18 protein-coding genes are annotated in these 24,944 nt (G+C 71.3%); 5 read left to right on the top strand and 13 right to left on the bottom strand.

The genetic code is table 11. The features are described 5' to 3' along the window. Positions 1-147: 147 nt before the first annotated feature. On the bottom strand, positions 148-3,045 hold the full coding sequence (locus tag ACFY9V_RS30435; RefSeq protein ID WP_355338233.1) for a vitamin B12-dependent ribonucleotide reductase: 2,898 nt from the start codon (positions 3,043-3,045) through the stop codon (positions 148-150). A gap of 120 nt (positions 3,046-3,165) precedes the next feature. After that, positions 3,166-3,678, bottom strand: a complete 513-nt coding sequence (gene nrdR, locus ACFY9V_RS30430) for a transcriptional regulator NrdR (protein ID WP_391052211.1) — start codon at positions 3,676-3,678, stop codon at positions 3,166-3,168. Positions 3,679-4,183: 505 nt separating this feature from the next. On the opposite strand from nrdR, the gene lexA reads away from it, so the two are divergent. Continuing rightward, positions 4,184-4,957 (top strand): transcriptional repressor LexA, encoded by a 774-nt coding sequence (gene lexA, locus ACFY9V_RS30425; protein ID WP_355338227.1) that lies wholly within the window; start codon positions 4,184-4,186, stop codon positions 4,955-4,957. 175 nt (positions 4,958-5,132) lie between these two features. Here lexA and ACFY9V_RS30420 read toward each other — a convergent pair whose 3' ends face one another. After that, a complete protein-coding gene (locus ACFY9V_RS30420; RefSeq protein WP_391163812.1) occupies positions 5,133-7,115 on the bottom strand; it encodes a helicase C-terminal domain-containing protein in 1,983 nt (660 codons plus the stop codon). Positions 7,116-7,218: 103 nt separating this feature from the next. Between ACFY9V_RS30420 and ACFY9V_RS30415 the strand changes: the two genes are divergently transcribed. Together ACFY9V_RS30415 and ACFY9V_RS30410 are read left to right on the top strand one after the other, a co-directional pair. Then, positions 7,219-8,388: an FHA domain-containing protein gene (locus tag ACFY9V_RS30415; protein WP_391163810.1), complete on the top strand. Its 1,170-nt coding sequence runs from the start codon at positions 7,219-7,221 to the stop codon at positions 8,386-8,388. A gap of 39 nt (positions 8,389-8,427) precedes the next feature. Then, on the top strand, positions 8,428-9,627 hold the full coding sequence (locus ACFY9V_RS30410) for a protein kinase (RefSeq protein WP_391163809.1): 1,200 nt from the start codon (positions 8,428-8,430) through the stop codon (positions 9,625-9,627). Here ACFY9V_RS30410 and ACFY9V_RS30405 read toward each other — a convergent pair. The 5 genes from ACFY9V_RS30405 to ACFY9V_RS30385 form a co-directional block, all read right to left on the bottom strand. Further along, entirely contained in the window at positions 9,605-10,186 is a 582-nt protein-coding gene (locus tag ACFY9V_RS30405; protein WP_391163808.1) for an FHA domain-containing protein, read from the bottom strand. The genes ACFY9V_RS30410 and ACFY9V_RS30405 overlap by 23 nt on opposite strands. A 101-nt stretch (positions 10,187-10,287) precedes the next feature. Continuing rightward, positions 10,288-12,054 carry an IucA/IucC family protein gene (locus ACFY9V_RS30400; protein ID WP_391163806.1) on the bottom strand — a complete coding sequence of 589 codons (1,767 nt, stop codon included), beginning with the start codon at positions 12,052-12,054 and terminating at the stop codon, positions 10,288-10,290. A gap of 123 nt (positions 12,055-12,177) precedes the next feature. Continuing rightward, a complete protein-coding gene (locus ACFY9V_RS30395; RefSeq protein WP_391163907.1) occupies positions 12,178-12,951 on the bottom strand; it encodes a GNAT family N-acetyltransferase in 774 nt (257 codons plus the stop codon). 55 nt (positions 12,952-13,006) lie between these two features. Further along, positions 13,007-14,908 carry an IucA/IucC family protein gene (locus tag ACFY9V_RS30390; RefSeq protein ID WP_391163805.1) on the bottom strand — a complete coding sequence of 634 codons (1,902 nt, stop codon included), beginning with the start codon at positions 14,906-14,908 and terminating at the stop codon, positions 13,007-13,009. After that, positions 14,905-16,254: a diaminobutyrate--2-oxoglutarate transaminase gene (locus tag ACFY9V_RS30385; RefSeq protein WP_391163906.1), complete on the bottom strand. Its 1,350-nt coding sequence runs from the start codon at positions 16,252-16,254 to the stop codon at positions 14,905-14,907. The genes ACFY9V_RS30390 and ACFY9V_RS30385 overlap by 4 nt, the downstream gene beginning before the upstream one ends. Before the next feature lie 292 nt (positions 16,255-16,546). On the opposite strand from ACFY9V_RS30385, the gene ACFY9V_RS30380 reads away from it, so the two are divergent. Further along, on the top strand, positions 16,547-17,710 hold the full coding sequence (locus ACFY9V_RS30380; protein WP_391163804.1) for a trypsin-like serine peptidase: 1,164 nt from the start codon (positions 16,547-16,549) through the stop codon (positions 17,708-17,710). 105 nt (positions 17,711-17,815) lie between these two features. Here ACFY9V_RS30380 and hflX read toward each other — a convergent pair whose 3' ends face one another. From hflX to miaA, 5 genes are all read right to left on the bottom strand, one after another. Further along, positions 17,816-19,312, bottom strand: coding sequence for a GTPase HflX (gene hflX, locus ACFY9V_RS30375; protein ID WP_355338200.1), 1,497 nt, complete (start codon positions 19,310-19,312; stop codon positions 17,816-17,818). 344 nt (positions 19,313-19,656) lie between these two features. Further along, entirely contained in the window at positions 19,657-21,828 is a 2,172-nt protein-coding gene (locus tag ACFY9V_RS30370) for an HD domain-containing protein (RefSeq protein WP_391163803.1), read from the bottom strand. A gap of 185 nt (positions 21,829-22,013) precedes the next feature. Further along, positions 22,014-22,931: a diaminopimelate epimerase gene (dapF, locus tag ACFY9V_RS30365; protein WP_391163802.1), complete on the bottom strand. Its 918-nt coding sequence runs from the start codon at positions 22,929-22,931 to the stop codon at positions 22,014-22,016. 52 nt (positions 22,932-22,983) lie between these two features. Then, a complete protein-coding gene (locus tag ACFY9V_RS30360) occupies positions 22,984-23,502 on the bottom strand; it encodes a hypothetical protein (protein WP_355338786.1) in 519 nt (172 codons plus the stop codon). A 105-nt stretch (positions 23,503-23,607) separates the two neighbouring features. Continuing rightward, a complete protein-coding gene (gene miaA / locus ACFY9V_RS30355) occupies positions 23,608-24,522 on the bottom strand; it encodes a tRNA (adenosine(37)-N6)-dimethylallyltransferase MiaA (RefSeq protein WP_355338191.1) in 915 nt (304 codons plus the stop codon). A 120-nt stretch (positions 24,523-24,642) separates the two neighbouring features. Here miaA and ACFY9V_RS30350 point away from each other — a divergent pair, with 120 nt between their 5' ends. Then, entirely contained in the window at positions 24,643-24,879 is a 237-nt protein-coding gene (locus ACFY9V_RS30350; RefSeq protein WP_391163801.1) for an Rv0909 family putative TA system antitoxin, read from the top strand. Positions 24,880-24,944 lie beyond the last annotated feature (65 nt).

Here is a 24,944-nt window from a genome sequence, read left to right as displayed (position 1 = left end):
GTTGTGGGGTTGCCCGCGGTTGTTGGCGGGGGGGGGGGGGGGGAACGGGGGGGGGGCCCCGGTGGGGCGGTAGGGGGGGGGGCCCCGGGGCCCCCCGGCCCCCACCGCCCTGACCAGTCAGTTCAACAAACGGGCCGCGCCCGGATGTCAGCTACAACCGCTCGTCGATCCGCAGCCCTCGCACAGGTAGCAGCTCCCCGCGCGGCGCATCTTGGTGCCGCAGGAGAAGCACAGCGGCGCGTCGGCGTTGAGGCCGAGCTGGATCTCCAGCAGTTCCGTGGAGTTGTGCGCTTCCTTGGGCGCCGGTACCGCCGCCGCACCCGCTTCGGGCTTGGCCACGGCCAGCGGCTTACGGGGTTCTGCCTCGCGGACCTCGCGCGGCGCGGACTGCGCCAGGCCCTCGACGTCGACCTCTTCCTCGGCGGCCTCGTAGGAGCCGGTGTCCAGGTGGCGCTGCCGCTCGGGCGCGGAATGGATGCCCAGCGCGGAGCGGGTCTCGAAGGGCAGGAAGTCCAGCGCCAGGCGGCGGAAGATGTAGTCGACGATCGACTGCGCCATCCGTACGTCCGGGTCGTCGGTGAGACCGGCGGGCTCGAAGCGCATGTTGGTGAACTTCGAAACGTAGGTCTCCAGCGGGACGCCGTACTGCATGCCCACCGAGACGGCGATGGAGAAGGCGTCCATCATGCCCGCGAGGGTGGAGCCCTGCTTGGACATCTTGAGGAAGACCTCGCCGAGGCCGTCGTCCGGGTAGGAGTTCGCCGTCATGTAGCCCTCGGCGCCGCCGACCGTGAAGGACGTGGTGATGCCGGGACGGCCCTTGGGCAGGCGCTTGCGGACCGGACGGTACTCGACGACCTTCTCGACTGCGGCGGGCGCCTCGGCGGCGGCCTCGGCCGGCTTCTCGTCCTTCTTCTTGGCCGAGAGGGGCTGGCCGACCTTGCAGTTGTCGCGGTAGATCGCGAGCGCCTTCAGGCCGAGCTTCCAGCCCTCGAAGTAGACCTCCTCGACCTCTTCGACGGTCGCCGTCTCCGGCAGGTTGACCGTCTTGGAGATCGCGCCCGACAGGAACGGCTGGGCGGCGGCCATCATCCGTACGTGACCCATGGCGGAGATCGCGCGCTCACCCATGGCGCAGTCGAAGACCGAGTAGTGCTCGGGCTTCAGACCCGGGGCGTCGATCACATTGCCCTGCTCGGCGATGTGGGCGACGATCGCCTCGACCTGCTCGGCCTGGTATCCGAGCCGCTTGAGGGCCGCGGGCACCGTGTTGTTGACGATCTGCATCGAGCCGCCGCCGACGAGCTTCTTGAACTTGACCAGGGCCAGGTCCGGCTCGACGCCCGTGGTGTCGCAGTCCATCATCAGGCCGATGGTGCCGGTCGGCGCGAGCACCGACGCCTGCGCGTTACGGAAACCGTTCTTCTCGCCCAGCCGGACGACGTCCTGCCAGGCCTCGGTGGCCGCGGCCCAGACGGGGGTGTCCAGGTCGTCCACGCGGGTGGCGGCGCCATTGGCGTCGGAGTGCTGCTTCATGACGCGCTTGTGGGCGTCCGCGTTGCGGGCGTAGCCCTCGTACGCGCCGACGACCGAGGCCAGTTCGGCGGAGCGCTTGTAGGAAGTGCCGGTCATCAGCGAGGTGATGGCACCAGCGAGGCCGCGACCGCCGTCGGAGTCGTACGCGTGGCCGGTCGCCATCAGCAGCGCGCCGAGGTTGGCGTAGCCGATGCCGAGCTGGCGGAAGGCTCGGGTGGTCTCGCCGATCTTCTGGGTCGGGAAGTCGGCGAAGCAGATGGAGATGTCCATCGCGGTGATGACCAGCTCGACGACCTTGGCGAAGCTCTCGGCGTCGAAGGACTGGTTGCCCTTGCCGTCGTCGCGCAGGAACTTCATGAGGTTGAGCGAGGCGAGGTTGCAGCTCGAGTTGTCGAGGTGCATGTACTCGCTGCACGGGTTCGAGGCGGTGATCCGGCCCGTCTCCGGCGAGGTGTGCCAGCGGTTGATCGTGTCGTCGTACTGGATGCCCGGGTCGGCGCAGGCCCACGCGGCCTCGGCGAGCTTGCGGAAGAGCGCCTTGGCGTCGACCTCCTCGATGACCTCACCGGTCATCCGGGCGCGCAGCCCGAACTTCGAGCCGGACTCGTACGCCTTCATGAACTCGTCGTTCACACGGACGGAGTTGTTGGCGTTCTGGTACTGCACCGACGTGATGTCGTCGCCGCCCAGGTCCATGTCGAAGCCCGCGTCGCGCAGGGCGCGGATCTTCTCTTCTTCCTTGACCTTGGTCTCGATGAACGCCTCGACATCGGGGTGATCGACGTCCAGGACGACCATCTTGGCGGCGCGGCGGGTGGCGCCGCCCGACTTGATGGTGCCCGCGGAGGCGTCCGCGCCGCGCATGAAGGAGACCGGTCCCGAGGCGTTGCCGCCGGAGGAGAGCAGTTCCTTGGAAGAGCGGATCCGGGAGAGGTTCAGGCCGGCGCCGGAACCGCCCTTGAAGATCATGCCCTCTTCCTTGTACCAGTCGAGGATCGACTCCATGGAGTCGTCGACGGACAGGATGAAGCAGGCGGAGACCTGCTGGGGCTGAGCGGTGCCGACGTTGAACCACACCGGGGAGTTGAAGCTGAACACCTGGTGCAGCAGCGCGTAGGTCAGCTCGTGCTCGAAGATCTCGGCGTCCGCGGGGGAGGCGAAGTATCCGTGGTCCTCGCCCGCCTTGCGGTAGGTGAGCACCACTCGGTCGATGAGCTGCTTCAGGCTCTTCTCGCGCTTGGGGCTGCCCACCGCGCCGCGGAAGTACTTGCTGGTGACGATGTTGACCGCGTTCACCGACCAGGAGTCGGGGAACTCGACGCCACGCTGCTCGAAGTTGATCGAGCCGTCGCGCCAGTTGGTCATGACGACGTCACGGTGCTCCCAGACCACTTCGTCGTACGGATGCACGCCGGGGGTGGTGTGGATGCGCTCGATGCGCAGACCCTTGCTCGCCTTGGATCCCTTGGTACGGGAACCGCGTGCCGGGCCGCTCGTCGTCTCTGTCATTCCGCCTCCCTATACGGGCGAAAACGCCCTAATGTGCGCGGATCTTCCCGCAACACGGTGATGTCTGCCGCCTCGGCGCACCTGGCGCTCCGGCAAATCTGTGGGTCCCCGCCGTTCCGCTCAGTCGGCGGCGACTGCGGGCGCGGGGACTCCGAGGTCCTCGTCGAGCCCGCCGGGAGTGGTGGGTGGCAGCTGCTCGCGCAGCTCCGTGATGGCCGTCTCGAAGTCCTCGAGCGAGTCGAACGCCCGGTAGACCGAGGCGAAGCGCAGAAACGCGACCAGGTCGAGGTCCTGCAGCGGACCGAGTATGGCCAGTCCCACGTCGTGGGTCGACAGCTCGGCGCTGCCGGTGGCCCTGACCGCCTCCTCGACGCGCTGCCCGAGCTGGGCGAGGGCGTCCTCGGTGACGGGGCGGCCCTGGCATGCCTTGCGCACGCCCGCGATGACCTTGCTGCGGCTGAAAGGCTCGGTCACTCCGCTGCGCTTGATGACCATCAGTGACGCGGTCTCGACCGTGGTGAAACGGCGACCGCAGTCCGGGCACTGCCGACGGCGGCGGATCGAGGTGCCGTCATCGGTGGTGCGGCTGTCGACGACGCGGCTGTCGGGGTGCTTGCAGAAGGGGCAGTGCATGGTTCCCGGCTCCCTTCCTCACCCGCGGTGAGCGCACGACAAAATGGCCTTCGGGGAGCCTTGCCGGCCCCTCGAAGCAGTCCCAAGCATAGGCGATCCCGCGGAGTTTGGGGCCGCCGGCCCCCCGCGAAACCACTACGGGTGGTGGCTGGTGCATATACAACCACTAGATCTGGGGGCGGCGGGCAAACACCGCCGCTCCGCGTGTCGCGCACGCGGCCGGAGGTGAGCCTAGGGGAAGTGTCGTGACGGCCCGCCGCCGGGGCACGGGTGGCAGACTGAGCCGCACGGAGCCCCCGGGACGCTCGGCAGGCCGTAGATAATCGAACTTCCATTCGACCAATACACCCGATATCTTGATCACGTCAGCGGATTTACGCAGATTCACTCGAACGTGTGTTTGGCGCAACCTTTCGAAACCCACTACCGTTGTACTAACTGCCCGCGACTGCGAAGCGGGCCGGCCGCAGTCCATGCGGTGGGAGAACATCGAAAAGGGGCCGCCGTGACCACCACCGCAGACAGCGCCACATTGACCGCCCATGACCGCTCCCAGGATCGGATCGGCCCGTTGGACGTGACAGGCGAAGACAACAGCCCGAAGCCCGCACGATCGCTCCCCGGGCGGCCCCCCGGTATTCGTGCCGACAGCTCCGGGCTCACCGAGCGGCAGCGCCGTGTCATCGAGGTCATCAGGGACTCCGTGCAGCGTCGCGGATATCCGCCGTCCATGCGCGAGATCGGCCAGGCCGTCGGCCTGTCCAGCACGTCCTCGGTGGCCCACCAACTCATGGCCTTGGAGCGCAAGGGCTTCCTGCGCCGCGACCCGCACCGTCCCCGCGCGTACGAGGTCCGCGGCTCCGACGGCGGCCACCCGCAGCCCACCGACACAGCGGGCAAGCCCTCCGCCTCGTATGTGCCGCTCGTCGGCCGGATCGCGGCGGGCGGCCCGATCCTCGCCGAGGAGTCGGTCGAGGACGTCTTCCCGCTCCCCCGCCAACTGGTCGGCGACGGCGAGCTGTTCGTGCTCAAGGTGGTCGGCGACTCGATGATCGAGGCGGCGATCTGTGACGGCGACTGGGTGACGGTACGCCGTCAGCCCGTCGCGGAGAACGGGGACATCGTCGCCGCGATGCTGGACGGCGAAGCCACGGTGAAGCGCTTCAAGCGGGACAACGGCCACGTGTGGCTGCTTCCGCACAATGCGGCGTACCAGCCCATCCCCGGCGACGAGGCGACGATCCTCGGCAAGGTGGTGGCGGTGCTCCGCCGGGTCTGACCGACCCCAACGAACGGGCCCCGGGACCTCTGCGCCGGTTCCGGGGCCCCGCCATGCCCGCTGAGCGGCCGTCCTCCTGTCGACTGAGCCGTACGACTCCCCCGTGGGCCGCCAGCCTGAAGCCCCGCTCCCGTCGGCCCTGTCCCCGCCCCGTCCCTGCCCTTTCCCCGTCCTGTCAGCCGACGACCGCCGCCGTCGCCGCCGCGTCGATCGCCGCCAGAGAACGCCGGACCTGATTGCGGTCGGTGGTGTACCAGAGGTCGGGCATGGAGGACCGCAGGAAGCTGCCGTAGCGGGCGTTGGCCAGCCGTGGATCGAGTACGGCGACCACGCCGCGGTCGCCCATCGCCCGGATCAGCCGTCCCGCGCCCTGCGCCATCAGCAGGGCCGCGTGGGTGGCGGCCACGGCCATGAAGCCGTTGCCGCCGTGCTCCTCGACCGACTTCTGCCGGGCGCTCATCAGCGGGTCATCCGGCCGCGGGAACGGGATCCGGTCCATCACCACCAACTGGCAGTTCACACCCGGCACATCGACGCCCTGCCACAGCGAGAGCGTCCCGAACAGACACGTCTTGGCGTCCTGCGAGAACGTACGGATCAGCTCACCGAGCGTCTCCTCGCCCTGGAGCAGCACCGGGTGGTCCAGGCGGCCCCGCATGGCCTCCGCGGCGGCCTGGGCGCCGCGCATGGACGAGAACAGCCCGAGGGTACGGCCGCCGGCCGCCTCGATCAGCTCGGCGAGTTCGTCGAGCATGTCCTCGCGGTTGCTATCCCTGCCCGGCTGGTTGAGGTGCCTGGCGACGTAGAGGATGCCCTGCTTGCGGTAGTCGAAGGGCGAGCCGACGTCGATGCCCTTCCACTGCGGGACGTCCTCGCCCTCGGTGCCCTCGGGGGCCAGGCCAAGCGAGGCGGCCACCCCGTTGAAGTCGCCGCCCAGCTTGAGGGTGGCGGAGGTGAGCACCACCGAGCGCTCGGTGAAGAGCTTCTCGCGCAGCAGTCCGGACACGCTCAGCGGGGCGACCCGCAGCGAGGCCCCGTACCGGTCGTGCCGCTCGCACCACACCACGTCGAATTCGGAGCCGAGCACCAGCCGCTCGCTGACCCCGTGGATGTGCTCCACCGCGGCGAGTGCCTGCTTGCGGACCGCGTCCTCGTCCTGCACGGACTTGTCGCGGGTGTCGCCGATGGCGGTGATGACCTGGCGGCAGGCGTCGCGCAGCGCCGCGAGGACGTACGCCAGATCCTCGGGGATCTCCTCCAGGCGTCCCGGCAGGGCCAGCTCCATCACGCGCTCGAAGCCCTCGGCGGCGGTGAGCAGGGCGTCCGCGGCCTTCTCGTTGACCAGCCGGGACGCCCGCTTCACCGCGCGGTTGACGGCGCCCGGGGACAGCTCGCCGGTGGCGACCCCGGTGACGCGGGAGACCAGTTCGTGCGCCTCGTCGATGATCAGGACCTCGTGGCCCGGCAGCACCGGGGCGCCCTCGATGGCGTCGATCGCCAGCAGCGCGTGGTTGGTGACCACCACGTCGGCCAGTTTGGCGCGCTCACGGGCGGCCTCGGCGAAGCACTCGGCGCCGTAGGCGCACTTGGTGGCGCCCAGACACTCGCGCGAGGTGACCGACACCTGGCTCCAGGCGCGGTCGGAGACGCCGGGGGTGAGGCCGTCCCGGTCGCCGGTCTCGGTCTCGTCGGCCCAGTCGCGCAGCCGCAGCAGGTCCTGGCCGAGCTTGCTGGTCGGCGCGGCGGCCTCGAAGGGGTCGAAGAGACCGTCCTCCTCGTCCTGCGGCACGCCCTCGTGCAGGCGGTGCAGGCACAGGTAGTTGGAGCGGCCCTTGAGCATCGCGTACTGCGGCTCACGGCGCAGCAGCGGCTTCAGCGCGTCGACGGTGCGCGGCAGGTCGCGCTCGACGAGCTGGCGCTGGAGCGCGAGGGTGGCGGTGGCCACCACCACGCGCTCGCCGTGGGCGAGCGCGGGCACCAGATAGCCGAGCGATTTTCCGGTGCCGGTACCGGCCTGGACGAGCAGATGGGACTGGTCGTCCACGGCGGCCTCGACGGCTTGGGCCATGGTGACCTGACCGGCCCGCTCGACACCTCCGACGGCGGTGACGGCGGCGTGCAGCAGGTCGGTGAGCGCGGGTGGGGGCGTGGCAGTCATAGGGAGGCAAGCCTAGAGGGCCGCACTGACATCGCCGTCCGCGCCAGGTGCCGCGGATCGTTCGGCGGACCGTTCAAGTCGGGCGGTGATAGCTTCTGGACACATGCCGTTCGAGCGCCGCCTGACTCTGGATGCCTCCGCCGCGGAATATGTGATCGACGTCGCGAATGTGGTGCGTGAACCGGCGCTCGGCGGGGAACGGGCGGCGGATCTGGCCCGGTTGTCGGGTCTGCTGGACGCGCTGGCGGAATTCACCCGCGATCCCGCCGTCCAGGTGTACGCGATCACCGACCGCTCCCTGCTGACCGACGGCCGTCTGACGCCCGAGGAGCGGCAGAGTCTGGACCGCTGGTATCTCGAAGGGCTGCTGGAGGTCCTGCCGAGGGCCGACGACCGCATCCTGGAGCTGGCCGACGCGCTGGAGCTGCGGGTGGTCAGCGCGGACAATTTCCTGGACTTCCACCGCGCCTATCCGTGGATTCCCGGCAACCGGGACCGTTTCCTGCGGCCCTTCCTCCAGCCGGACGGCGTGATCGGCGTACGGCCGCGGATCATGCCGGTGCCTCCCGAGTGGCAGGTCTCCCGCAAAGAGGAGGAAGGGCTGCTCCTGGAGGCGGGCGTGTACCGCCGCTGGGACCGGTCGGCGCACCGGGCGGTCCTCAGCCGTGACTGGCGTTGTCCCGAGGCCGACTGCCCGCTGTTCGGCGCCGCCGACCGGCCGAGCACCGCGCTCCCCCGCCGCCGGAAATCCCAGGTTCTCTGCCCGACGCACGGGCTGCCCCTGGCGGACGCGGGTCCCCGTCCGTCCCGCGCGCAGGTGAAGGTGGTCATGGACGGAACGGTGCGGGGCCGCTTCATGGTGACGGCGGGCGAGCCGCTCGCGGTCGGCCGGGCGCCCGCCGACGGCGGTGTCGTTCTCGGCGCCTGGATCGACGACACCGAGGTCGAGTCGGTGAGCCGTACCCATGTGATGGTCAGTTACGACGGCACAGGGCTGAGCGTGGTGGACGAGCGCAGTGCGAACGGCACCTGGGTGCGGCGCCGTCGCCCGACTGGTGACGAGTTGGTGCCGCTGCCGCACGGCGCGCTGTGGCATCTACGCCAAGGGGATTCCGTCGTCCTGCACGAACGGCTGGAACTGCTGCCCAGCGGCCGTCAGTTCGTCTTCGAGGAGGACCCGGCGGACGGTACCGTCGGACCGCGGGTGAGCGCGGACGCGGCGGGTCCCACCATGATGGCCGTACCGTGGCCGCCGGGGCAGGAGCCCGGGTGAACCGGGCCGCGACGGCGAACGAGCGGGGACGAGGACGACGTGTCGGGGGAGATCGGGATCGGTACGGTCCTCAGCGACCGGTACCTCCTGGAGGAGTCGCTGGGCGGCGGCGGGTACGGGCAGGTCTACGCGGCTCTCGACCGGAGCCTGGGGCGGCGTGTCGCGGTGAAGGTGCTGACGCTGCGCGCCGATTGGGGCGACGGGGAGCGTGACGAGCGCCAGGGCCGGTTCCGCAGGGAGGCGATGGCCGCCGCCGCGCTGAGCCATCCCAATGTGGCCACCGTCCATGACGCGGGCGAGCACCAGGGCAGGCCGTTCATCGTCATGGAATTGCTGCGCGGCGCGGACTTCCGCCAAGTGCTGCTGGACCGCGGCGGACTGCCGGTGGCCGATGTCATCGCCTATGGCATGCAGATCAGCGCCGGGCTGCGGCACGCGCATGAGCGCGGGCTCGTCCACCGGGACATCAAGCCGGAGAATCTGATGCTTCTCCCGGACGGCGTCGTCAAGATCTGCGACTTCGGCCTGGTGGCGCACCGCGACGACAGCGCCACGCGGTACACCGATCCGCGGGCGGTCATGGGCTCACCGCCGTACTTCTCGCCCGAGCAGGCGCGCGGCGCCGAGGTGACCGCGCGGTCCGACCTCTATTCGCTCGGCTGTGTGCTGTACGCGATGCTCGCCGAGGGACCGCCCTTCTCGGCCGGGACATCCGTGGGATACGCGTACATGCACGTCCACGAGGCGCCGGAGCCCATCGAGCGGCGGCGCCCCGAGGTGCCCGCCGGACTCGCGCGCCTGGTGCACCGGATGCTCGCCAAGAAGCCGGACGACCGGCCCGCCGACGCCGGGGAGGTGGCCGAGCGGCTGCGCGCGCTGATGCGGCCCGCTCCCGTACGGCGCAGTCCCACGGTGCTGGACCAGAGCGCCGGCCATGTGCTGTGGGCGCTGCTGGAGGACGCCGAGGGGCTGCTCGCCGCGGACCGGTTCACCGACGCGGACGAGCGCTACTGGCAGGCGCTCCAGCACATCGCGCGCCAGGGTGCGGAAAACGAGGCCGCACCATTTGCGGCGCTATTCGGCCGGGCGCGGGCCCTGGAGGGTCTGAACGGCACGACCGCCGTCGTCCGCCGCTTCGAGGAGCTGTCGGCCGACGCCGCGCAGGCGCTGGGCCCCGAGCACCCGCTGGCCCGTTGCATCGCCGCCTACGCGGAGGTCAGAGCAGTACGCGGACGGTGACGTCGGCGGCGAGCCGGAGGGTGTCGCCGGGGCGTATGGGTGCCCGCTCGCCGGGCGCGAGCCGGTAGCCGTGGACGAAGGTGCCGTTCGTGGAGCTCTCGTCGGAGATCCAGGCGGAGCCGTCGGGCTCGACGCCGATCATGGCGTGGATACGGGACAGATTGTCGTGCGCGGCGAGGAAGGGCACGGCGGGGCAGTGCTTCGGGTCGCGGCCGAGCCGGATCGAGTTGGCCGGCTCCACCGCGACGATCTCGCCGCTGGGGAACCGCAGTCGCAGCGCCCGCGGCGGTGCGTCCCTGCGCGTCTCCAGGGGTCGGGGCAGCGCTCCGGGGATCACGTTGATCACTCGGGTGTGTTCGGAGTCGGCGCCGTGGGCGCTCGGCAGCAGCGCGGTCGGTTCCGGGGATGCCTCGGGGGCGGCTCCCTGCGGCGGGGTCTGCGCGGCGCGGGCCGCGGCCATCAGCGAGAAGGGCACGAAGCAGCCCTGGCAGAGCAGTTGTCCCGGCCGCACGGCCGTACCGCACTCCGGGCAGGGTTCGGCGCCCGCTGCCTCCCGCATGGCCGCCCCCACCTTTCCGCGGTGATTCCCGTACGCGTTCCGTACGGGATTCCGTACCGGGTCCCCGTGCTCGGATCGTATCGGCTCGGCCGCGGCGCGCCTCAGGGACGGGGAAGGTGGAGGGGGTTGGCGACCGTGCCGTGCACGGCGGCGTGCGGGCGCTGCGACCGGTCGCGGTAACCGTCGAGGTGCAGCCGATTGCGGTTGAGGCAGAGCCGGTCGATGCGGGGCGTAAGGAGGTCGAAGGCGGCGAAACGTTCCTTGAGTTCGGGAAAGCGCTCCTGGTGCCGGATGATCTCGTCCCGCACTAGGGTCCAGAATTCGGCTTCGGGCACGTCCAGTTGTGCCTCGCACAGGGGCGCGAGATAGCGCAGGACCCCGATGAAGAGGCCCGCGTGGATGAACTGGGTGAGGAATTCGGGCCGTTCGGTGAGCAGCACCTGGCGTACGTCGTCCGGCATGCCGTCGTGTTCGGGAAGTGGGTCCGCGGAAACGTTGATGTCGTCGACGAAGTCCTTCACCGCGAGGCGTACCGGGATGTCGTGCTCGTCGTAGACCACGATGGTGTTCTCGCCGTGCGGGGAGAAAACCGTGCCGTATTGGTAGAGAAAACGCAGGAGGGGCGGCAGCAGCGCCGCGAAGAGGTGGCGCAGCCAGACGCGGGGCGCGAGACCGGACCGGTCGACGAGTTCGGCGGTGAAGGATCGCCCGTTCGGGTCGGTGTGCAGCAGCGCGGCGAGGGTACGGGCGTGTTCTCCCGGTTCCAGATGGGCGGCCAGCGGCTCGCGCCAGATGCAGCCGAGCAGTTCGCGGTACTGGTACGGGACGGTGGGCAGCCGGTCGTACTGCGGGTGCTCGACGGTGACGGAGGCGACCTCGCCGAGCAGGATCACCCGCGTCTCGTCCCGCAGGAAGGGGTCGGCGTCCCGCAGTCCTCGCACCCAGGCGGTGACGGCCGGGGCGGCCAGCGTGCGTTCCGTCGGCAGGCCGCGCCAGACCAGGGTGTTGAGGACGGACAGCGGGAGCTTGACGGTGCGCCGGTGCGGGCGGCTGGTGTTGAGGAAGGTGCGGATCGACTGCTGGGGCAGCCGCAGGTCGTTGTCAGTGGTGAGGTGGAGGATGGATCCGTCGCTGATCGCGGGAGCGAAGAGCGGCGCGATCACCTGGTCCCACTGCCAGGGGTGGACGGGCAGCAGCAGGTAGTCGGCGGGGTCGCGGTTCCGGTCGGCGATGGTGTGCCGGAAGGTGTCGAGGGTGCCGGGGGTGAGTTCTTCGGCGTAGAGGAGATCGGGGGTGGCGAGCGTGGAGATACCGCGGTATTGGGCGAGGTCGCGGTGTACGGCGATCCAGGGCAGGCGCTCCGGCTTGCGCGCCTCGGGTGCCCAGCGGGCGGCGTCGGCGGCGGAGAAGCCGATACGTCCCTTGTTGGCGACCAGCCAGGGGTGGCCGGTCTGGTGGCCTTCGAGGTCGGCGTAGTCCAGGTCGGCGAGTTCGGCCGCCGTCAGCGCGGTGCTGTCGAGCCGCACGTCGGCGCGGAGCGTCGCGAGGAGTTCCTGGATCAGGTGCCCTGTGGTGTCACCGCTCAGGCCGAGCACGCTCTCGTGGCCGTGCAGCAGGAAGTGCAGCGGGTCACCGGTCGGCGTGACGCTGTCCGCGTCCACGTACCAACTGCCGTACGCGCCGCGGCGGGCACGGAAGCGGTAGGTCACGTCCGGGCTGAGCCGTAGCCGGTACGCGGTCGGGCCCTCGGCGGGCTCCGGTTCGGGGACGATCACCTCCTCGTACGCGAACTCGGCGAGCATCTTGGCCAGCAGGCGCCTGGCCGCGTGCTGCCAGGCGGCGGAGTCGGATACGGAGGGGGTGAGCACAGTGGGGCTCCTGCGGTGGGGACCTGGTGACCTGGAAGGCAGGGGTGAGGAGGGTTCGGGGAACCGCCGTCGAGGCAGCGCCCGAAGGACGCGGTGTCGGGGCGCAGGCGTTGCCGGCCGGGCTCAGAGCCGGTGGCGCAGCGAACGGTCGCGGATCATGAGGGCCGCCCGCTTGCCGGGCAGTTCGAGTTCCGCGGACAGGCGGAAGCCCGCGGTGAGGAAGGCGGCGACGGAGGGAGTGTTGCGCAGGTCGGGTTCCGCGATCACTCGTGGGCAGCCGGGGCGGTGGTCGAGGACGATGTCGCACACGGCGCGCAGCAGCGTGCCGCCGAGGCCGCGTGCCCGGTCGGCGACGCCGCCGATGAGCAGGTGGACGCCGATGTCGTGCGGCCGGGCCGGATAGAAACGGGCGACCGGGTCCAGATCGGCGCGGTAGATCTCCCAGTAGCTCATCGGCGTGCCGTCCAGCACGCCGAGGCAGGGCACGCTGCGTCCGTCACCCTCGGTCTGGCCGCGCAGGTGCCGCTCGGTGACGCGCTCGTCGCCGGCCAGTTCCCAGAATTCGGCGACGGCCGGGTCGTTCATCCAGCGAGTGAGCAGCGGCAGGTCGCGGTCGACGCGGACCGGCACCAGCCGGAAGGAGCCTGCGGGGGTCTCGACGGCCGGCCAGGAGGCGGCCGCGCCGAGGAGTCCTGGCCTCGCGGCGCCCGCCGGGTCCTCGGTGTCCGGTTCGGCGGCGTCGAACGCCGTCGCGGCGAAGAGGGCCAGGACCTCGGGCGGCAGCTTCAGGTCGAGGGTGTCCTCGGTACTGGAGTCGGCGGGTGTCACGGAAGCTCCTTCCTCTCCTGAGCGGGGTCCGGTCCTCGTCGGGGATCCGGGCCGGTTCCCGGCGGGGATCCGGTGCGGGTCCGGGGGCGAGGACCGGGGACGGGCGCGCGGCCGGACGGTCCGCTCAGACGGTCAGCGGGTTGGGCATGGTGATGTAGACCGACTGGGTGTCGACCGGTCCGACGAGTTCGTCCATTCCGTACAGCCTGGTCAGCAGATTGGCCTTGCTGCGCAGTTCCGGGGCGTCCAGCAGCCGGGCGGGAAGGCTGCTGCGGCCTCCCGCGGCGGCGGCCAGGAAGCGGCGGAACGCGGCGAGCAGCACCTGCTCGTCCGCGAGCCGCTGGGAGCCGAAGGCGCCGATGAGGCCGAGGACGTTGTTGACGCCGAGGTAGTAGGCGATCCGCTCGTCCGCGATCTCGTCGGCGACGAAGGTGTCGCTGTCGGCCCCGATGCCCGGCTGCTGGCGTTCCAGCTCCCCGCGGTGCGACTCGCGGAAGTAGTACCCCTGGTTGTCGCGGTAGCGCCCGCCGCAGGGCCAGCCGGAGGCATCGAGCAGGACGAGAGTGTTCTGCTGATGCGCTTCCAGGGCGATGCCCGCCTCGCCGTCGAGCCACAGCACCGGCCGTACGACCGCGTCGAGGTAGCGCAGGAACCACTCGGTGGCGACCGCCGTCGCGGGCCTTCCGGTGCGCTCCGCGAGGCGGGTGACGAGCATGGCCAGCCGGGAGCGCAGCGCGGGCGCGGGAACGCCGGGCCACGGGCGCGGCGAGGTGAGTCCCGCCACGCAGTGCGCCTGGTCGCCGGGGCCGAACGGGCTGTGCCTGAGCACAACGTCAAGGCCGGGCACCGGTGTGCCGTCCGGCGTGTCCACGCCCAGCCAGGCCGGGTCGCGGACGATGTCGAAGCCCGGATGGGCGGCGTGCCAGCGCGCGACGAGCCCGCTGCGCAGCAGCCGGTGCACCTCGGTGCCGCGCCTCAGCTCCTTGCGGAGATTCTCCCTGCGGGAGTTGGTGATGCGCAGCGCCAGGGAGAGCTTGAGCATCGCGGGCGCGTCGGGACGGTAGACGGTCCGCACGGAAGAGGTGGCGTACCACGGGTCGCCGACCGGGCCCAGGTCACGCAGCAGCCCGGCGTCCAACAGCCGCTGGACGGCGGGCCGGTGCAGGATGTCGCGCGCCTGCCAGGGGTGCAGCGGGAGCGGCGCGGTGCCTGCGGGGCACGCGAGTTCTGGCCCGGCCATCGCGGTCAGCAAATCGGCGGCCGGTACGGGTCGGCCGCGGTCGGTCCACGCGGAGTCGGTGGCGAGGACGGCGGCGTCCACGGCGAGCCAGTGCAGCGCGAAGGAGCCGCGCGTCTCGGGCGAGTACGCGGCGCTCTCGCTCTCGCTGAGCCCTTCGCGGGCCTTGGGCGCGGGATGCGTCGGGTGACCGAGGAGCAGGGCCTGTTCCGACTCCAGGAAGGGCAGCTCCGGCTCGGGCCTGCCGGGCCGCGCACGCCGCTCGCTGACGAATACGGCGGTCCTGCGTACCGAATCGGCCACCCTCGCCACCAGGTCGTCGCCCTCGGCCGCCGCGCCGCCGCCTTCACGGGCCAGCAGCGCGGCGAGCGCGACCGCGGTCAGCGGGCGGCTCGGGGCGGTTGTGAGGCGGACCGGTCCGAAGCGGTGGTGACCGGTGGCCGACCAGTGCAGAACAACCGCCTGGGCCTGCGTGCCGCTGGCGGGCAGAGAGATCCGCAGCAGGCTGTCGGCCGGCTCCGTGAGGCCCGTCTCCCGGACCCAGCAGCGCAGCAGATTCTCGGCGCCCGCCGCGTCGGCGACACGGTACGGGTCCGGGTGCTCCAACGGGTCCGGATTCTGGTCGGCCGCGGCGGCGCGCGGTCGCTGCACCGGTACGGCGGCGGCCAGCGGCACCGCCGCGCCGGGCGGCATGGGGGGGCCGGGGTCCACGGGTGCGGTCATGCCAGGGCTCCACTCGTCGGTACCGCGCGGCGGCGCGGCTTCTCGCGGTCGGTCCGCCGGGGTCATGCCGGGCCGCCTCGCGTCGCGGTCCGCGCGGCGTCGATGGCGGCGGCCAGCCGGTCGAGCACGGCTTCGGCCTGTTCGTCGGTGATGGTCAGCGGCGGCAGCAGCCGGATCACGGCGCCGTGCCGTCCGCCCAGTTCGACGATGAGTCCGCGGCGCAGGGCCTCCTGCTGGACGCGGGCGGCGAGCCGGGGCGCGGCGGGAAGCGCTCCGTAGTCGTCGGGCTCGGCTTCGGTGTCGACGAGTTCGACGCCGATCATCAGGCCGCGTCCTCGGATGTCGCCGATGCAGTCGTGGTGCGCGGCGAGTCCGCGCAGGCGGCTGAGCATGCGCGCGCCGACGGTCTCCGCGCGCTCGTGCAGCGCGTGCTGCCGTACGAAGCGGAGCGTGGCCGTGCCGGCGGCCATGGCCAGTTGATTGCCGCGGAAGGTGCCCGCGTGGGCGCCCGGCTGCCAGGCGTCGAGCTCTTCGCGGTAGACGATCACGGCCAGCGGGAGGCTGCCGCCGATGGCCTTGGACAGCACCATGACGTCGGGCACGATTCCGCTGCGCTCGACGGCCCAGAAGGTGCCGGTACGGCCGACGCCCGTCTGCACCTCGTCGACCACCAGCGGGATGCCGCGCGCTGCCGTGATCTCACGCATCCTGCGCAGCCAGGTGTCGGGCGCCGGGATGACGCCGCCTTCGCCCTGCACCGGTTCGAGGAGCATCGCGGCGGGCGGCTGCACCCCGCCCTTGGGGTCGTCGAGGAGATGCGCGGTCCAGCGCGCCGAGAGCTCGGCCCCCCGGTCGCCGCCGATGCCGAACGGGCAGCGGTAGTCGTACGGGTACGGCAGACGGGTGATCCGCGCGTCCGCTTCGCCGACGGCGCCGCGGACCGCCGTGTCACCCGTAGCGGCGAGCGCGCCGGCCGTCATGCCGTGGTAGGCACCGGAAAAGGCGAGGAGTCCGCCGCGCCCGGTGGCGATACGGGCGAGCTTGATGGCCGCCTCCACCGCGTCGGTCCCGGCGGGCCCGCAGAACTGGATGCGGCCGTGCTCGGCGAGTTGAGGCGGCAGCGTCTCGAACAGCGCGGTGGTGAAGGCGTCCTTGACCGGGGTCGCGAGGTCCAGGACGTGCAAAGGAGCGCCCGAGTCCAGGACGCCCCTGATGGCCTCCAGGACGACGGGGTGATTGTGGCCGAGAGCGAGGGTTCCCGCACCGGACAGGCAGTCAAGATACCGGCGGCCGTCGGCGCCCTCCACGGTCATCCCGCGGGCGCGGACGGGTACCACCGGCAGGGACCGCGCATAGGTGCGCGCGGCCGACTCGCGCTGCGCCTGCCTGCGGAGAATCGCCTCCCCCGTCATGGATTCGTCGGCCGGTCCCTCGGCGGACACCTCGGCCGATGCCGCCAGTCGTTGTCCCGGCGCGCTCGAAATGGCGGCCACGTGCTCACTCCTCCGGGTCGGCGTCCAGGCAGTCGTCCCCCGTCCGTACTAACGACTGGGTGACGGCTCGATCACGGGCGGCCCGGAGACTTTCGGCGCGGAACCGGCGAACACCCCCGGCCGTCCCTCACACCAGCGGCATAGTGGTGGCCACCGCGCATCGGGGGCGGCAACTGCCGTACAGCCGAAGACATCTCAGGGGGAGCAGTCCATGTCATCCATACGAAGGCCCTTGGTGGCCGCGGCGGCGGCAGCCGTTCTCCTCGCGGGCACCGCCACCGCGTGCGGGTCGTCCGGTGACTCCGCGGACGCCAAGCCCAGTTCGTCGGTGACGGCGGGCAACAACCTCGGTCTGCCGACGTCCTTCCCGACGAGCCTCGACGACCTGAAGAAGTGGGAGCAGGCGTACAAGAAGGGCGGCTGGAAGAACTGGGACAAGGCGAAGTGGCTGCGCAAGGCGGCGGATTTCGTCAACCCGGTGATCAACGGGCTGTGGAGCGACGACCGCATGAAGGGCGCGGACCAGAGCGACAAGAAGGTGCCGACCAACGTGTCGGCCGACCAGGGCGAGAGCGACCCTGCGCCGGATCCGGTGCAGGCGAGCCGGGTCACGGCGCCCTACCACGAGGCCGCACCTGGTGTCGGAAAACTCTTCTTCGACGGGCCCAAGGGCTCGATGGTCTGCTCGGCGACGGTGGTCCGGGACCCGGCGCATCCGGGCAAGTCGAATCTGGTGTGGACGGCGGGCCACTGCGTGCACGCGGGCGCGTCCGGTGGCTGGTACCGCAACATCGCCTTCGTCCCCGCCTACAACGACACGGGCAAGAGCGCCGCGGCCCTGGAGGGCGCCTCGCGTGATGTGCTGGCGCCGTACGGCGTGTTCTGGGCCGACTGGGCCAGCACCTCCGACCAGTGGATCAGCACGGGCGCCGAGTCCGGCGGCAGCGGTTCGCCGTACGACTTCGCCGTGCTGCATGTGAAGCCGGAGGAGGGCGCGGGCGGCAAGTCGCTGGAGGAGACGGTCGGTACGGCGATGCCGGTGTGGTTCGACGCGCCGTCCGCGACGCGGATCGGGACGATGGGCGCCTGGGGCTATCCCGCGGCGCCCCCCTTCAACGGGCAGCAGATGTACGACTGCGTGGGCAAGCCGGGCCGGCTGTCGCTGAGCGCCCAGGCGCCGACGGAGTACCGGATCGGCTGCACGATGACGGGTGGTTCGTCGGGCGGCGGCTGGTTCGCCGAGCGGCCGGACGGGACGACGGCGCTGGTCAGCAATACGTCGATCGGGCCGGTGACGAACACCTGGCTGGCGGGGCCGCACTTGGGTTCCGAGGCGAAGAAGGTCTTCGACGGGGTGAGCCAGAAGTTCAACTAGCGGACGACGCATGGGTAAGGGGCCGCCTCCAGGAGGCGGCCCCTTACCCATGTCAGTGCGCGCGGCGGCGACCCGGCGTCGAACTGCCGTGGCGCCTCAGCCCTGTCAGGTCCTGGCGACGAGCGTGAACGGGGCCAGTTCCGCGGCCAGTTCCTCGTGCACCCGCACCTTGAGCAGCGTGCCGTCGCCGGTGTGCTCCTCGGAGAGGACCTCACCCGCGGCGTGCACCCGGGAGACGAGACCGCCGTGCGTGTATGGCACCAGCGCCTCGACTTCCACATCGGGCCGCGGCAGTTCCTGGTCGATGATCTCCAGCAACTCGTCGATGCCCATGCCGCTGCGGGCGGAGACCGCGATGGCGTGCTTCTCGTTGCGCAGCAGACGCTGGAGGACCAGCGGGTCCGCGGCGTCCGCCTTGTTGACGACCACGATCTCGGGCACGTCCAGCGCGCCGACATCGCGGAACACCTCGCGTACTGCCGCGAGCTGCTCCTCGGGCACCGGGTGCGAGCCGTCCACCACGTGCAGGATCAGGTCGGCGTCGCCGACCTCCTCCATCGTGGACCGGAAGGCCTCGACCAGGTGGTGCGGCAGGTGCCGCACGAACCCGACGGTGTCCACCAGGGTGTAGAGCCGTCCGCTGGGGGTCTCCGCGCGGCGCACGGTCGGGTCCAGGGTGGCGAACAGCGCGTTCTCCACCAGGACGCCCGCACCGGTGAGCCGGTTGAGCAGCGAGGACTTGCCCGCGTTGGTGTATCCGGCGATGGCGACCGACGGCACCTTGTGCCGCTTGCGCTCCTGGCGCTTGAGGTCGCGGCTGGTCTTCATCTCCGCGATCTCCCGGCGCATCTTGGCCATCTTCTCGCGGATACGCCGACGGTCGGTCTCGATCTTGGTCTCACCGGGACCACGCGTCGCCATGCCGCCGCCGGACGAACCGGCGCCACCGCCACCCATCTGCCGGGACAGCGACTGACCCCAGCCGCGCAGCCTCGGCAGCATGTACTGCATCTGTGCCAGCGAGACCTGCGCCTTGCCCTCACGGGACTTGGCGTGCTGAGCGAAGATGTCGAGGATCAGCGCGGTCCTGTCGACCACCTTGACCTTGACGACGTCTTCCAGATGGATGAGCTGGCCGGGGCTCAGCTCACCGTCGCAGACGACGGTGTCGGCGCCGGTCTCCACGACGATGTCGCGCAGCTCCAGTGCCTTGCCGGATCCGATGTACGTGGCCGGGTCCGGCTTGTCGCGGCGCTGGATGACGCCGTCGAGGACGAGTGCTCCGGCGGTCTCGGCGAGCGCCGCCAGCTCGGCCAGCGAATTCTCGGCGTCGTCGACGGTCCCCGTGGTCCAGACGCCCACGAGCACCACGCGTTCCAGTCGGAGCTGCCGGTACTCGACCTCGGTGACGTCCTCGAGTTCGGTGGAGAGTCCGGCGACCCGGCGGAGCGACGCACGCTCGGAGCGGTCGAATTGGTCGCCGTCCCGGTCCTCGTCGATCTCATGACTCCAGGCGACGTCCTCTTCCATCAGGGCGTCGGCCCGAAGGCTCTCGGGGAGGCGCTGGCGGTTGTTCGAAGAGGAAGAAGAAGAGGAGGTCATTGGATCCTTTGGTCGAGCGGTCAACGAATCGGCGGTGTTTCTGCCGTTACTACGATGGTCGCACGCCGGACACTCGCGGTCACGCGAGTTTCGCCGCGGATACCCGCGAGGGCTGTCCGCCGGCCGACAGGACCGGATCTCCGGCGGCCGTCGCCGGAATCACTCGTGTGGGTGACGATCACCCCGGAACCTACGATCTGCCACCAGACGTTCACTGGGAGTAACGATCGAAGGAGACAGTGATGACCCGCTTCCCGAAGTCCCCGCAGGTGCCCACCCGGGCTTCCGCGCCCGCGTCCCCACGAGAGTCCTCGCGCGCGTCCAAGCGTGTGTACGCCCTGGTCTCAGGGCTGCGCCGCCGTGACGGCCAGTCGCGCCCGGTACACGTCATAGACACCCGGCACCGACCGCATCGCCCGCATCAGGACCGCCAGCGCCTGTGGGTCGGGCAGCTCCACCGTGTACGTGTGCCGCACCCGGTGCTCCTGCGGGGGCTCCACCGCGGCCGAGACGATCCCGACGCCCTGGGCCGCGATGGCCTCGGTGAGGTCGGCGAGCAGGCGCGGGCGGCTCAGCGCCTCGGCGAGGATCGTGGCCCGGAAGCCGTTGGCGGTGCCGTCGTCGCGCCAGCGGACGGGTACGGGCGCCCGTCCCGCCGTGACCATACGGGCGGTGCTCGGACACTCGACGCGGTGGACGGCGACGGTACCGCCGCGGATGACGAATCCGGTGAGGCCGTCCGGAGGCACCGGCGTGCAACAGCGGGCCAGCCGCACGGTCGCGTGCGGCAGGTCGGTGACCGCCACCGGTTCGGCGGCGCGCGCCTGGCCCGCGGCGTGGGTCGGGCGTACCGCAGGGGCCGACGCCGGCTTGTCCTCGTCTGCCGTCGCCGGGTTCTGGGTCAGCCACCTGGTGATGGCGATCCGGGCGGCCGGGGTGATGGCGTGCTCCAGCCAGTCGGCGTCGGGGCCGGAGGTGGCGGAGTCGTCCATCAGGAGCTGGAGGGTGTCGCCGTCGCGCAGCCGGGTCCCCAGCGGCGCCAGCCGCCCGTTGACGCGGGCGCCGACGCACTGGTGACCGGCCTCGCCGTGCACCGCGTAGGCGGCGTCCACGCAGCTCGCCCCGGCGGCCAGCCGCATCGTGCCGATGGACTCGCCGGACTCGGTGGCGAAGACGGTGATCTCGCGGTCCTGGGCGAGGTCATCCCGCAGAGCGGACCAGAAGGTGTCGGGGTCGGGGGCGTCGCGCTGCCACTCCAACAGCCGGGCGAGCCAGCCGGGCTGGGTCGGGTCCACCCTCCCCCAGGTCTCCGCCGCGCTCGCCCCCTGCTCGGCCTCGGCGGCCTGCGGAGTCTCCTCCACGGCGTGCGGGTCACCGAGCGCGATCACCCCGGCTTCCGCGACCCGGTGCATCCGCCGGGTGCGGACCAGGACTTCGGCGATCCGGCCGCGCTCGTCGGCGACGGCGGTGTGCAGCGACTGATACAGGTTGAACTTGGGGGCGGCGATGAAGTCCTTGAACTCCGCGATCACCGGGGTGAAACAGGTGTGCAGCTCACCGAGCACGGCATAGCAGTCGGCGTCCTCGGCGACCACGACGAGCAGGCGGCCGAAGTCGCAACTGCCGAGTTCCGCGCCGCCGCGCTTGAGCAGGACGCGGTGGACGGAGACCGCGTGCCGCGGGCGGATGGCGACCTCGGCGGCGATGTCCGCCTCGCGCAGCACCTTGCGCAGGTCCTCGGCGACAGCCGCGAGGAGGTCGGGTCCGGCGGCGTTCGCGGCGATCATGGCGCGGGTCCTGGCGTGCTCCTCGGGGTGGAGGATCGCGAAGACCAGGTCTTCGAGCTCGGTCTTCAGGGCTTGCACACCGAGGCGTTCGGCGAGCGGGATCAGCACATCGCGGGTGACCTTGGCGATCCGCACCTGCTTCTCGGGGCGCATCACCCCGAGGGTCCGCATGTTGTGCAGCCGGTCGGCGAGCTTGATCGACATCACGCGTACGTCGTTGCCGGTGGCGACGAGCATCTTGCGGAAGGTCTCAGGCTCCGCGGCGGCGCCGTAGTCGACCTTCTCCAGCTTGGTGACGCCGTCGACGAGATAGCTGACCTCCTGGCCGAACTCCTCCCGTACCTGATCGAGCGTCACATCGGTGTCCTCGACGGTGTCGTGGAGGAGGGAGGCGGTGAGGGTGGTGGTCTCCGCGCCCAGTTCGGCGAGGATCAGCGTGACCGCCAGCGGGTGGGTGATGTACGGCTCGCCGCTCTTGCGCATCTGACCGCGGTGCGAGGACTCCGCGAGCACATACGCCCGCCGCAGCGTCTCGATCGCTTCGGGGCCCGCTTCGGGGTGGCGCGCGCGGTGCACCTTGGTGAGGTGCTCGATGGCGTCGGGCACGCGGTCCCGGCCGCTGGGGCCGAGCAGCGCCGCGCGGCCGAGCCTGAGCAGGTCGATCCGGCGCAGTCCACGGCGCGGGGCCCCGGCACTGCGGTCGGCGTCCACCGCGTTGTCTGCGCTCATCGGGCACCTCCAGCAGCCTGAACCGGCTGCGGACGCTCTCCACGCCCCGTGGGGCCGCGCCGGTGATTGATGCTACCGAGCCCACCACGTGCGGCAGTCACGCTCTCGCCGAGAGTGATCCCCATCACCCGTTCGAGGGAACGTGTGCGGGAATCCCGGTCGGATACCGCCGGAAAGGTGGTGGTTCAGGCACCGGGGTCGGCGGAGGGACCGCCGCGCCAGGCCGGGTCGATGACGCCCTCGGCGACGATCACCGCGGGTCCGGTCATCTCGATCTGTCCGTCGGCGGTCTCGGTGATCACCAGTCGGCCGCCGGGAACATCGACGGTGTACGTGACCGGGCGGCCGGTGACGGCCGGGTCGGCGCCGTCGCGGCGGGCCGCGGCGACCATCACGGCGCAGGCGCCCGTGCCGCAAGAGCGGGTCTCGCCGGAACCGCGCTCGTGGACGCGCAGAGCCACGTGGCGCGGCCCGCGGTCGACGACGAATTCGACGTTGGTGCCCGCCGGGTAGGCGTCGGCGGGGGCGACCGCGGGGGCACGGAGGAGGTCACCGGCGTGGTCGAGGGTGTCGACGAAGGCGACGGCGTGCGGGTTGCCCATGTCGACGTGGAGCGCGGGCCAACTGCGGTCGCCCACGGTGACGGTGACGGCGCCCTCGGGAAGCGTGGCGCGGCCCATGCGGACCGTGATGTCGCCGGGAGTGCCGTCGTCGGCGTCCTTGGCGATGTGGACGTCGCGGACGCCGGCGCGGGTGGCGACGGACAGGTCGCCCGCGTCGGTGAGGCCGGTGCGCTGGAGGTAGCGGGCGAAGACGCGGACGCCGTTGCCGCACATCTCGGCGATGCTGCCGTCGCTGTTGCGGTAGTCCATGAACCACTCGGCCCGGTCGGAGAGTGCCGCGGCCTCGGGGTGGCAGGCGGAGCGGACCACGCGCAGCAGGCCGTCGCCGCCGATTCCGGCGCGCCGGTCGCACAGGCGGGTGACGTCGGCCGGGGATAGGTCGAGCAGACCGTCCGGGTCGGGGACGATCACGAAGTCGTTCTCGGTGCCGTGGCCCTTGAGGAAGGCGAGCAGTGCGGTGTCGTGGCGCGCGTCAGTCACGTCATCGATCGTACGCGGGCGACGGAGGGGGACGGGCTGGTGGGCGGGGCCGTCAGCGCAGCCGGGCGACGCGCCATACGGCGAGCACCGCCAGCAGGGCGATCAGCGCGGTGTATCCGGCCACGTAGCGCCAGTCGACACGGGCGCCGGAGCCGCGGGCGGGCAGGCCGGGCCAGGTGTAGCCGACCCGGCGGGCGGCCATCAGGCCCCACCCGGCGGAGCAGCAGCACAGCAGAAGGCCGAGCATGGCGACGACAGGTCCCGCGTCGCCGGATTCGAAGGCGAGGGGGAAGGCGAACATCAGCGATCCGCTCACCGCGAGGGCGATGATCGGGGCGAGTTGCCAGATCCGCAGTCGGCGCTGGGGGCGCAGCTCGCGGAAGGACTGGCCCTCCTCCATCGGCGGAAGGGGCTCGATCGCTTCCAGGGAGCCGAGGGAGTCCAGGGGCTCGAAGGGCTCCAGGGTGTTCCTCGACTCGGGGATCGCGCCATTGCGCGGAAACTCCGGGGGAATCTGGGCTTCCGCCGCGGGGTCGCGCCCGGCTGGGGTGTCGCGTGGGCCGGCTTCCATCGCCACGCGCCCTCCCGATTCTCCGACACCGTAGCTAGATGCTCGATGATGGCACGGTCGACCGGCAGGTCCGGGACGCCGGAGCGTCCCGATGCCATCACGTGATCAGGCTGTAACCGCTTCTTGGAGCAACGTCAGCGCCTGGTGCGCGAGTTCCGTGCCGCGGGCCGTGAGCCAGTGCACACGCGGGTCGCGGCGGAACCACGAGTCCTGACGGCGTGCGAAGCGCTTGGTGGCGCGTACGGTCGTGGCGCGGGCCTCGTCCTCGGTGCACTCACCGGCCAGTGCGGCGAGCACCTGTTGGTAGCCGAGCGCGCGGGAGGCCGTACGTCCTTCGCGCAGCCCCGCGGCCTCCAGGGCGCGGACCTCGTCGACCAGACCGGCCTCCCACATGCGGTCGACGCGCAGGGCGATGCGTTCGTCGAGTTCGGGCCGGGGGACGTCGACGCCGATCTGGACGGTGTCGTAGACGCCCTCGGGGCCGGGGAGGTTGGCGGCGAAGGGGCGGCCGGTGATCTCCACGACTTCGAGGGCGCGGACGATCCGGCGGCCGTTGCTGGGCAGGATGGCGCGGGCGGCCTCGGGGTCGACCGCGGCCAGCCGGGCGTGCAGGGCGCCGGAGCCGCGCATGTCGAGTTCGGCCTCCAGGCGGGCCCGGACGGCCGCGTCCGTGCCGGGGAACTCCAGGGCGTCGATCGCGGCGCGTACGTACAGGCCGGAGCCGCCGACCAGCACCGGGACCCGGCCCTCGGCGTGCAGCCGGTCGATCTCGACGCGGGCGAGGCGCTGGTAGTCGGCAACGTTGGCGGCCTGTGTCACGTCCCAGATGTCCAGCAGGTGGTGCGGCACGCCCTGGCGTTCGTCCGGGCTGAGCTTGGCGGTCCCGATGTCCATACCGCGGTAGAGCTGCATGGAGTCGGCGTTGATCACCTCGCCGTCCAGGATCCGGGCCAGGGCCACGCCCAGATCGGACTTCCCGGCTGCGGTCGGGCCGACGACGGCGATCACACGGTTCTTCACGTGGCCAGTCTCGCAAACATTGGCCGCTGACCTCGATCGATTGGCGTGAAGCAGGCCAGGGCGGGCACAGGTATGGTCGGAAACAGGGCGGGGGATTCACGATGCTTGGGAAGGTGCCGCATGGGCCTCAAGGACACGTTCAAGGACAAGCTGGGCTTGGCGAAGAGCAAGGCCGGCGACTTGGCGCAGCAGCACGGCGGCAAGATCGAGTCGGGACTGGAGAAGGCGGCGCACACCGTCGACTCCAAGACCGGCGGCAAGTACAGCGACAAGATCGGCACCGGGGTGGACAAGGCCAAGGGCGCCTTGGACAACCTCAAGGACAAGAGCGACAAGGACGGCGACGCGACCGCCTGAGCGCTCGCGCGGCACCCTGCCGTAGGACGTCCGAGTCGCGCGTCCGGGCGGAGGCTCCGGGTCAG

Source organism: Streptomyces sp. NPDC008317, assembly GCF_042955955.1.
GTDB lineage: Bacteria > Actinomycetota > Actinomycetes > Streptomycetales > Streptomycetaceae > Actinacidiphila.
The sequence above is the reverse complement of the archived record's forward strand: the minus strand, read 5'-3'. Positions and strand labels throughout refer to the sequence as shown.

What these genes read in the sequence shown, in the direction of transcription:
- ACFY9V_RS30405 (WP_391163808.1), bottom strand. Translation starts at nt 10,186, where the DNA reads ATGCGGGAGGCAGCGGGCGCCGAACCCTGCCCGGAGTGCGGTACGGCC.
- ACFY9V_RS30385 (WP_391163906.1), bottom strand. Translation starts at nt 16,254, where the DNA reads ATGACGGGGGAGGCGATTCTCCGCAGGCAGGCGCAGCGCGAGTCGGCC.
- ACFY9V_RS30350 (WP_391163801.1), top strand. Translation starts at nt 24,643, where the DNA reads ATGGGCCTCAAGGACACGTTCAAGGACAAGCTGGGCTTGGCGAAGAGC.
- ACFY9V_RS30415 (WP_391163810.1), top strand. Translation starts at nt 7,219, where the DNA reads ATGCCGTTCGAGCGCCGCCTGACTCTGGATGCCTCCGCCGCGGAATAT.
- ACFY9V_RS30370 (WP_391163803.1), bottom strand. Translation starts at nt 21,828, where the DNA reads ATGAGCGCAGACAACGCGGTGGACGCCGACCGCAGTGCCGGGGCCCCG.
- ACFY9V_RS30380 (WP_391163804.1), top strand. Translation starts at nt 16,547, where the DNA reads ATGTCATCCATACGAAGGCCCTTGGTGGCCGCGGCGGCGGCAGCCGTT.
- ACFY9V_RS30360 (WP_355338786.1), bottom strand. Translation starts at nt 23,502, where the DNA reads ATGGAAGCCGGCCCACGCGACACCCCAGCCGGGCGCGACCCCGCGGCG.
- ACFY9V_RS30390 (WP_391163805.1), bottom strand. Translation starts at nt 14,908, where the DNA reads ATGACCCCGGCGGACCGACCGCGAGAAGCCGCGCCGCCGCGCGGTACC.
- nrdR (WP_391052211.1), bottom strand. Translation starts at nt 3,678, where the DNA reads ATGCACTGCCCCTTCTGCAAGCACCCCGACAGCCGCGTCGTCGACAGC.
- hflX (WP_355338200.1), bottom strand. Translation starts at nt 19,312, where the DNA reads ATGACCTCCTCTTCTTCTTCCTCTTCGAACAACCGCCAGCGCCTCCCC.
- ACFY9V_RS30420 (WP_391163812.1), bottom strand. Translation starts at nt 7,115, where the DNA reads ATGACTGCCACGCCCCCACCCGCGCTCACCGACCTGCTGCACGCCGCC.
- ACFY9V_RS30435 (WP_355338233.1), bottom strand. Translation starts at nt 3,045, where the DNA reads ATGACAGAGACGACGAGCGGCCCGGCACGCGGTTCCCGTACCAAGGGA.